General features: G+C 48.1%; 7 protein-coding genes and 1 tRNA gene. All 8 read right to left on the bottom strand.

All coding sequences use genetic code 11. The annotated features are described in order from the left end of the window. Positions 1-81 precede the first annotated feature (81 nt). The 8 genes from HMPREF2541_RS00030 to HMPREF2541_RS00005 all read right to left on the bottom strand — a co-directional run bounded on the left by HMPREF2541_RS00030 (position 82) and on the right by HMPREF2541_RS00005 (position 5,957). Entirely contained in the window at positions 82-606 is a 525-nt protein-coding gene (locus HMPREF2541_RS00030) for a hypothetical protein (protein WP_035580024.1), read from the bottom strand. 304 nt (positions 607-910) lie between these two features. Continuing rightward, complete coding sequence (locus tag HMPREF2541_RS11765) at positions 911-1,255, bottom strand: hypothetical protein (RefSeq protein ID WP_141744153.1); 345 nt, start codon at positions 1,253-1,255, stop codon at positions 911-913. A 41-nt stretch (positions 1,256-1,296) separates the two neighbouring features. Further along, complete coding sequence (locus HMPREF2541_RS00025; RefSeq protein WP_070541171.1) at positions 1,297-1,803, bottom strand: tyrosine-type recombinase/integrase; 507 nt, start codon at positions 1,801-1,803, stop codon at positions 1,297-1,299. Positions 1,804-1,988: 185 nt separating this feature from the next. Beyond that, positions 1,989-2,064: transfer RNA gene (locus HMPREF2541_RS00020), tRNA-Phe, on the bottom strand. Positions 2,065-2,180: 116 nt separating this feature from the next. Continuing rightward, the gene (locus HMPREF2541_RS11435; RefSeq protein ID WP_246824954.1) at positions 2,181-2,393 is read right to left on the bottom strand and encodes a zf-HC2 domain-containing protein; all 213 of its coding nucleotides are present in this window, start codon (positions 2,391-2,393) and stop codon (positions 2,181-2,183) included. After that, positions 2,386-2,988 (bottom strand): sigma-70 family RNA polymerase sigma factor, encoded by a 603-nt coding sequence (locus HMPREF2541_RS00015; RefSeq protein ID WP_083296735.1) that lies wholly within the window; start codon positions 2,986-2,988, stop codon positions 2,386-2,388. Before HMPREF2541_RS00015 ends, HMPREF2541_RS11435 begins: the two co-directional genes overlap by 8 nt. Before the next feature lie 240 nt (positions 2,989-3,228). After that, positions 3,229-3,648 (bottom strand): HIT family protein, encoded by a 420-nt coding sequence (locus tag HMPREF2541_RS00010; protein WP_070541169.1) that lies wholly within the window; start codon positions 3,646-3,648, stop codon positions 3,229-3,231. Positions 3,649-3,755: 107 nt separating this feature from the next. After that, on the bottom strand, positions 3,756-5,957 hold the full coding sequence (locus tag HMPREF2541_RS00005) for a UvrD-helicase domain-containing protein (protein ID WP_246824953.1): 2,202 nt from the start codon (positions 5,955-5,957) through the stop codon (positions 3,756-3,758). Positions 5,958-6,083 lie beyond the last annotated feature (126 nt).

Raw genomic sequence — 6,083 nt, 5'->3', positions numbered from 1 at the left:
AGTCTAACCTAGTTATCTAGGACAGCCCCTTATTATTTCTTATCCACGGAGTGTTAAAACACAGCCCCAAATAACAAACCCTTATGCATAGTTATTTAATATTGCCTCTATACCTTCCTCTCCAAATTCTTCATACAAGGGAGAAGATTTATCATTTAATGATTTTTGTAGCTGATAGATTGTTACAAACCAATCTTTATCTAAAGAATCAAATAGCGATTTCGCTTTTTTATTATGGGTATTAAATGCAAATACACCCCAGTCAACAGGGTAATACTGTGCTGCACACCAACTAAGATTATGCGGTATGATTACAACTCCTGTTAAATTAATCTCTTTCTCGTATATTATTTTGCCTATATCTGTTAAATTATTATTTGCTACATCCACATTGACCACAGGACTATCACTGACTGAAGTAAAAATATTTAATTCTAAATAATTATTTAAAATTAGAATATTGCTAAACTCATTTGCAAATTCTTTATCGCTAAATAATGGAAAATCAAAAAATAAAAATTTATTATAATTTAACTCTTTATTAAAGAAAAAGAAATCTGGAAATCTAAATTCATTTTTAGTCATAATGTCACTAAATTTTTTCATAAAATATCTCATATTTAATTATGCAAAATCGTATTTTATACCAACTCTCTCTCTCTCCATCAATCAACATTTCTGCTGATGGTAAACCTGTTTTCCCATTACGAATTCCTCCACATGTACTTCTTGGATAAAAAATTTATCTAACACAACCTTTCTCAAAATAGTAAACATTTGACTGATTGGTTGCATGCCATGAGAAACCATTTCTTTCTAGATTAATCATAGATTCTTCTTATGATATATTGGCAAAAATCTGAGTAGACGAATTTCTAGTAGTTCCGTTTTCAAATTGAAAACTATTTGCTCACATGTCATTATCAGCCATTTCAGCATATTCTCTATGCCTTTCCTTGATATTATTTGATCTATTATGATGATTACCATTATTCGGATCTGGGGGTATAGGCGCGCCTGCAGCAGCTACAGCCTGTTGGGGTTGTGTAGCAGTTGCTTTTGCTGGCTGATTTTGTTTTTGTCCTCCTTCATGAGACCCCGGCCCTTGATTAGCAGGAATGGTATTGAGATGTGAATATGAAATACTATACAGAGCCCCTGTGGTAGCTAGTTGGATTCCAGTAGCCTTATTTGCCCCGCCAAAGTAACTGTTTGCAGCACCTGATAATTTATTAGCTGCTCCTTTACTTCCCATTGATGGAGAATTTTTGGAGATATTTAATGTATTTCTTGTAGCTATATTTGCTGCATTATTAATTTTTGTAGTACCGCGTGCAATGGTGGCGGATGTTCTAACAGAATTTCCCGCACAGTACACTTTAACTCCTGTCGATGCACCAGCGCAGGAAGAATATCCGCCTCGAAGCTGCGCCACACTTTAGTGGCATGGCCTGCCGTCCAGCCGGCACGCTGGTGTTCGTACCATTCGGCGGCCAAATTGTGGAAGGTGTTTTGCAGGGCGGCAATAAGCTCTTGTTTGGCCTGCTTCTTGGCTTCGCCCGGGTCTTGTCCGGCAGCTAGCAGGCGGCATGCGCTTTCGGCGGCTTCCCGCGCTTCGAGCAAGGAGATAAGGGAGTATTTCCCGATTGATAACAGTTTTTCTTTGTTACCTATGCGGTATTTCAAGCGCAACAGTTTGCCGCCTGCCGGGGTAACTTGCAGGTAAAACCCTCTGCCGTCAGCCAGCTTGTAGGCTTTGGCGGCAGGCTTGGCATTCTTGATTTGGCGGTCGGTTAGCGGCATTTGGGGGTATTTTTCGGTGGTCTTTCTAAGATACCCCCAAAACTCTGTTACTTCAACACGATTCGGATAGACAGCAGTAGATACCGAACAAGCCCTAAACATGGCTGAAAGCCTTGCTGGGCTTGGGTCTTGTAGATTTAGATAGACGGCGTTAGACAAAAAAATAACCGCTAAAATGCGGTTAGTGGTGGCCAGAGGCAGGATCGAACTGCCGACACACGGATTTTCAATCCGTTGCTCTACCAACTGAGCTATCTGGCCACTATTGAAGTTCGCTATTACACCAGTTATTCCAATCTGAGTCAAGCCTTTTCAGTAAAATATTTTTATTAATTAACGAACATATTATTTTATCACATACTTTTTCAGGTAACCTTTCACTGCTTGTCTCCAGCCTGTTCCTGCCGCACATGGTGCATTGCCAAACTGATGGTGTCCAGTTGTTTCTGATAGCGTTGGCAGGGTGAGCAAACCAGCAAGTGCAGTCGTAACTGCCAACATTCCCAAAGGCTCAATGGGCGGTCATGTTGCAGCGAAATCAATTCTGCGGCTCGTTGGCATTTCAGCATAGCTGTTCCTTCATTATCCATTTAACCAATTGCTTTGCAGACAACGGCGCAGGCCGTTGCGGGCGCGGTAGAGAATGGTGTAGCAGTTATCGGCGCTGATACCGGTTTGCTGGCAGATTTCAGCCACTTCCAACCCCATCAACTCGCGCAGCATAAATACCCGCGCGGTATTATCCGGCAGGTGCTCGAGACAGTATTCCATGGTATGCATAAACTCCTGCTGCCGGATGGTATCTTCTGGGGAAGCCCATGTTTGAGGAGTGGCGCTATCCGTCCAATGGCCGCTCTCATCAAACTGCTGCTGGCGCACGGTATCAAGAAACTGTTCGTCTTCACTGCTCACTTGCCATTGCAGTTGGCTTTTTCGGCTGCGCAGGCTGTCTAATAGGGTGTTGCGCAAAATGGCGAATACCCACGTTTGCCATTGCGCAGCCGCCTTAAACTGCTGCCGGCGGGCAAAGGCTTTCAGCATGGTGTCTTGCACCACATCCTCCGCCCATTGGGCATCGTGTAGCTGCAGGGTGGCAAAACGCAAAAGTTTGCACCGCAGTTCGGCGGTATCCGTTTGCTGCCAAACCTGTTCATGATTATTGGTTTCTACTTGATCGGATTTCATCTTGCTATGGAAGGCTACCTGAAATTTTCAGGTAGCCTCATACCGTGAGTGGTCTCTTTTGATTAGACGACTTGGCTACTGCTATTCTGACATGGCAGCTGCATTTATCTGCCCCACAGGATTCTTTCAAAAGGCTACCTGAAACTTTTCAGGTAGCCTTTTAGCATTGCTGTGGACATTGTGCTAAATGCAGCCGATCTAATTATTGCTGCTTCAATATACTGCCAAATCGAAGCACGGCTACGCTATGGCCTCACGCAGTTTGGCAGCCAGCGCGGCCAGTTCAGCGTGGTCGGCCATCTTGTCTTCGTGTTCCACCAACTCGTGCAGATGCCCGGGAATCAGGTGCATATGGTAGTGGAACACGCTTTGGCCGGCTTCTTGGCCATTGAGCTGCATTTGCACGATGCCGTGCCGCTGTAAAACTTTGCGCTGGGCGGCAATGATTTTTTTGGCGGTGGCAAACACAGCTTGTGCGTATTCTAATGGCAGATCGCTCAGCTCCAGGGCCTGCGTTTTCGGCACAATCAACACATGGCCACGTGCCTGTGGCATCACGTCGAGGAAGGCGAGGACTTTTTCGTCTTCGTACACCGTATGGTTGGGGATTTCGCCGCGCAGGATTTTGGCGAAGATGTTGTTGCTGTCGTATGCGGACATGTCGTTCTCCTTGATAGTCAATAAGAATTTTTCGGCTACGTTTCGGCTGATGTTTTTCAGGTAGCCTGTTAAGCAATTAGCTTCAAGCCCTAAGGCTACCTGAAAACTCACACAGCTTCCAGTTTGGCAAATTTAGTGTCCAGCACTTTGATGCCCTGCTTGCCAAAGTTTACGGTGAGGCGGGCGCTGCCGGCTTTGCGCTCCCCCTCAATGATTACGCCGGTGCCGAATTTGGCGTGCCGCACATTTTGGCCGATGCTGAAGCCGTCGTAATCCTGCTTCGCCACCTGTGCAACCCATTCTGCCCTGCGCTGTTGAGGCCGGCCTTCGGGCACGGGAAAACGTGGTTTTAGCACGGGAGTGAGTAAATGCAGTAAATCGGGCGGAATTTCTTCCACAAAGCGCGATACGGTACCAAAATGGGTTTGGCCGTGCAACATCCGCTGTTGCGCCATGCTGATGTAGAGCCGCTGCCGTGCGCGCGTGATGGCCACATACATCAGCCGCCGCTCTTCCTCCAGCCCGCCGTGTTCAGCCAGGCTCAATTCGCTGGGGAAACGGCCTTCTTCCATGCCGGTGAGGAATACGGCGTCAAACTCCAGCCCTTTGGCCGCATGCACAGTCATCAACTGTACGGCAGACTCATCGGCGGCGGCCTGGTTCTCGCCAGATTCAAGCGCAGCATTGCTCAAAAAGGCAAGCACGGGGAATGCCGGGCTCTCTACGACATCAGCGGGCAGGGTTTCAAACGTACTGTCTTCAGGGTGGAATTCTTCAGCCGCTCGGATGAGTTCGTCTAAGTTGTCTAAGCGGTCTTGATGATCGCCCTTTTGGTTTTGGTAATACTCATACAGGCCGCTGCTGCGTACGGCCTCGGCCACAATATCAGGTAGCCCGACTTGGCCGATGCAGCCGCGCAAGCTTTCAATCAGGCGCACAAAGGTGGCTACCTTGCCGTTCTTCACGGCTACGTGGCAGGCTGCCTGCCACAACGGTATGCCTTCCTGCGAAGCAGCGGCTTGAATGTTTTCCACCGTACGGCTGCCAATACCGCGTGCGGGCACGTTGATGACGCGCAACAGGGCGTTATCGTCGTCGGGATTAATCGCCAGCCGCAAATAAGCAAGTGCGTGTTTGATCTCCTGCCGCTCATAAAAGCGCAGGCCGCCGTAGATTTTATAAGGTAGGCCGGCACGGAACAGGGTTTGCTCGAGAACGCGCGACTGGGCATTACTACGGTAAAGCACAGCGGTTTGTGCCAAATCCATACCGTCGCGGTGCAGGGCTTTGATTTCTTCTACTACGAACTCGGCCTCTTCACCGTCGGTAAAAGCGGAAAGGAAACGGATTTTCTCACCATGCTCGGCTTCAGTGCGCAGGTTCTTGCCCAAGCGGCCGTCGTTATGGGCAATCACGGCATTGGCCGCAGCAAGGATATTGCCCACCGAACGGTAGTTCTGCTCCAGCTTGATAGGAGAGGCTACCTGAAATTCACGCATGAAATCAGCCATATTACCCACGCGCGCGCCACGGAAACGGTAGATGCTCTGATCGTCATCGCCCACGGCAAATACGGCAGCATGTTGCCCTGCCAGCAGTTTGAGCCAATCGTATTGCAATTTATTGGTGTCTTGGAATTCGTCCACCAAAATGTGGTTGAAGCGGTTTTGGTAGTGCGTACGCAGAATCTCGTTACTTTGCAACACTTCATAGCTACGCAACATGAGTTCAGCAAAATCTGCTACCCCTTCCTGCCGACACAGACGATCGTATTCGGCATAGCATTCAATCAGGCGCTGCTCAAACGGATTACTGGCATGTAGCACGGCAGCACGCAAACCTGCTTCTTTTTGCGCATTGATAAAGCCTTGTAAGGCACGCGGGGCGATGATTTCTTCGGAAATATTGAGGGCTTTGAGCAGGCGTTTGACTAGAGCGAGCTGGTCACTGCTGTCTAAAATCTGGAAGGCAGCTGGCAGACCAGCTTCTTTGTGATGCAAACGCAGAAATCGGTGACACAGGCCATGGAACGTACCCAGCCACATGGCGCGAATATTAAGCGGCAACATGGCTTCGAGCCGGGCACGCATTTCTTTCGCAGCCTTATTAGTGAACGTAACCGCCATCACCGAATGCAGGCTGGCTTGACCACTATGCAAGAGCCAAGCGATGCGGGTGGTAAGCACTTTAGTCTTACCGCTGCCGGCACCGGCCAGCACCAAAGCAGATTGCGCCGGCCAGGTTACCGCAGAAAGTTGCTCATTGTTCAAGCCGGCAAGTAGGGAGTTTTGTGGAGCTGATGTAAGCACGATCTGAAGTGTTGGAATAACTAAAAGAAGCGTGGATTATATAACCAAAACTCTTGTTTCCTCCTGCAAGGTTGGTTCAACTTAAACAATTTTCCAAGGCTCAAGCGGCTACCTTAAACTTTCAGT

This window comes from Eikenella sp. HMSC061C02 (assembly GCF_001809035.1).
In the GTDB taxonomy this organism is placed as follows: Bacteria; Pseudomonadota; Gammaproteobacteria; order Burkholderiales; family Neisseriaceae; genus Eikenella; species Eikenella corrodens.
The sequence above is the reverse complement of the archived record's forward strand: the minus strand, read 5'-3'. Positions and strand labels throughout refer to the sequence as shown.

What these genes read in the sequence shown, in the direction of transcription:
- HMPREF2541_RS00030 (WP_035580024.1), bottom strand. Translation starts at nt 606, where the DNA reads ATGAAAAAATTTAGTGACATTATGACTAAAAATGAATTTAGATTTCCA.
- HMPREF2541_RS11765 (WP_141744153.1), bottom strand. Translation starts at nt 1,255, where the DNA reads ATGGGAAGTAAAGGAGCAGCTAATAAATTATCAGGTGCTGCAAACAGT.
- HMPREF2541_RS00025 (WP_070541171.1), bottom strand. Translation starts at nt 1,803, where the DNA reads ATGCCGCTAACCGACCGCCAAATCAAGAATGCCAAGCCTGCCGCCAAA.
- HMPREF2541_RS11435 (WP_246824954.1), bottom strand. Translation starts at nt 2,393, where the DNA reads ATGGATAATGAAGGAACAGCTATGCTGAAATGCCAACGAGCCGCAGAA.
- HMPREF2541_RS00015 (WP_083296735.1), bottom strand. Translation starts at nt 2,988, where the DNA reads ATGAAATCCGATCAAGTAGAAACCAATAATCATGAACAGGTTTGGCAG.
- HMPREF2541_RS00010 (WP_070541169.1), bottom strand. Translation starts at nt 3,648, where the DNA reads ATGTCCGCATACGACAGCAACAACATCTTCGCCAAAATCCTGCGCGGC.